The following is a 2345-nucleotide window of genomic DNA, read 5'->3' as shown; positions in this document are numbered from 1 at the left end:
TTTTAATATAACTAGAATTATCGGGGGATGGTTGCCATTTTGGCAGATGTTTTTGCAGCTAAATCTCTGCTTAAATTACCTACGAAAAATTGCTTAATTCGAGAAGAAGAATTAAGCAATTTTGATAGTATTACTAGGAAAAATACAAATTATTATCAGCTCTGGTGTGGCTCTAAACTGTTAACTCAGAGCAACTCCAGAGAATTACAATTGAATATTTTTCTAATTTATCAGCCTACCCAGAATACTGTTGCCATAATGGCATAATTTTACATAATCAAACCAAATCTTAAAAAAATTGATATATATTATCAAAAAATGAATAAATCTCTAAAATTAAGATTGCTTCCCAACCGTCACAATGACAACTATTGAAGTAGACTTAATATAATACTATTATTTTGTGAAAATTAACTTAATAATTATCTATTAAATTAAACTTTATCTTTATTATGCTGGCTATCGCTCTCCTATTTATATGGAATAAGCTGTATTTCATGGGCTATAGCAATACTACAAACACTTTTTTATCACTTATTATATCAAATCCGGTTAAACAGTTATAGATTGCTTAAGTATTTAGGAGTCAGGAGTCAGGAGTCAGGAGGGGAAAGAATTACCGAATAATTAACAATTATTAATTATTAATTAAATAATTCAGCTTACTCTGCCTCCCCTTTCAAGGGGAAAAGCGGTCGAGGGATGGCGAGGTTTCCTCGCCATATCCAATCGACCAAGAGAGAAGAAATAATGTTTCCTTATACTCAATTCCCGAGCGGTTTTAACCTTCTTGTAATTATCAATTATCAATTATCAATTATCCATTAATGAAAAAGATTGAGTAGTTATGACGATTTGAGAATTTTTTTATGCCCAATCAAGGGGATTTGATATTATCCGAACATAATATAATTAATATAGCGTTTCTCAAGCTAATGAGGTACAGTTGTTTGTCTGATTTTCTACTCCCCATCCCCCTATTTTCCCTACTCCCTAAAACAAAGGAATTTTGTACCTCACCAGTGTGATAATTGCCATAATTAGCAATTACCTAAATTTGTGTCAGTGAATCCTTTTTTCATAACCAACCCACTCTTTTTCCCGCAATAAATATTTCTGCACTTTACCCGTAGCAGTCTTTGGTAACTCCATAAACTCAACCGTTTTCGGCACCTTAAACAATGCCAAATTCTGCCGACAAAAATCAATAATTTCTGATGCTTTTACACTTTCATCTGGTTTCAAAGTCACAAAAGCTTTCGGCACCTCACCTCGTTTCCGATCCGGGATAGCAATAACTGCCACTTCCAAAACTGCTGGATGTTTATAAATAACTCTCTCCACCTCAATAGTCGAAATATTCGTACCACTACTAATAATAATATCCTTAGCTCGATCGCGTAATTCCATATAACCATCAGGATACATCACCGCCAAATCTCCACTATGAAACCAACCACCCCGAAACACCCACTCAGTCGCCTCCGGGTCATTAAAATATCCCTGCATGACATTATTGCCACGCATCACCACTTCTCCCATAGTTTCCCCATCAGCAGGTACATCCTGCATATCCTTATCTACTACCCGCATTTGAGCAGCATGAATATAAGCCACTCCCTGTCTAGCTTTCAACTTTGCCCTTTCCGCCATTGGTAGATCGTCCCAAGGTGCTTGCCATTCACAGACACTATGGGGTCCGTAGGTTTCCGTTAAACCATAAACATGAGTAATATCTACTCCCAATTCTTCCATCGTCTGAATAATAGTGGGGGAAGGTGGTGCACCAGCAGTAGCAACTCGCAGAGGGTGGGAAAGCTTTAATTTTTTGATAGCGCGGTCGTTAGCAAGAGCAATTAATATTGTGGGGGAACCGCAGAAGTGAGTCACTCCCTCATCCATAATTAACGAAACTACTGTATTAGGGAAAAATTTCCGCATACAAACATGAGTACCACCCACCGCAACGACTCCCCAGGTAAAACACCAACCGTTGCAGTGAAACATAGGTAAAGTCCACAAATAGATACTGTTATTATTCATGCCTAATTCTAATGCTTCGCCCAAAGCATTGAGATAAGCTCCACGGTAGGTATATACTACCCCCTTTGGTTGACCGCTGGTGCCACTGGTATAGTTGATGGAAATTGGTTCGTTTTCGTCTGCGAGTGGAGAAGGTAGAGGGTCTGATGTACCTGTGGTTAAAAAAGTTTCATAATCTGTTCCTGGTAATTTTTCTCCTGTTGTTTCTATTTCAGTATCTACTATATTAATAATTTCCTCTACACTTTCCAACTGATCACGCACTGATGCTACCAAGTGAGATAATTCTGTATCCACAAATA

At 37.5% G+C, this 2345-nt stretch carries 2 protein-coding genes; one reads left to right on the top strand and one right to left on the bottom strand.

Annotated elements, in window-relative coordinates; genetic code table 11:
* Positions 1 to 27 precede the first annotated feature (27 nt).
* On the top strand, positions 28 to 267 hold the full coding sequence (locus F6K22_RS26400) for a hypothetical protein (RefSeq protein WP_293104898.1): 240 nt from the start codon (positions 28 to 30) through the stop codon (positions 265 to 267).
* Positions 268 to 1062: 795 nt separating this feature from the next.
* Here the strand turns inward: F6K22_RS26400 and F6K22_RS26395 are convergent.
* Positions 1063 to 2345: AMP-binding protein (locus F6K22_RS26395; RefSeq protein WP_293104896.1), on the bottom strand; the 1283-nt coding region annotated here is incomplete at its 5' end.

Origin of the sequence: Okeania sp. SIO2F4, assembly GCF_010672385.1 — a bacterium.
Lineage (GTDB): Bacteria > Cyanobacteriota > Cyanobacteriia > Cyanobacteriales > Microcoleaceae > Trichodesmium.
Note: the sequence above shows the minus strand (reverse complement) of the source record. Positions and strands in the feature narration are given on the sequence as shown.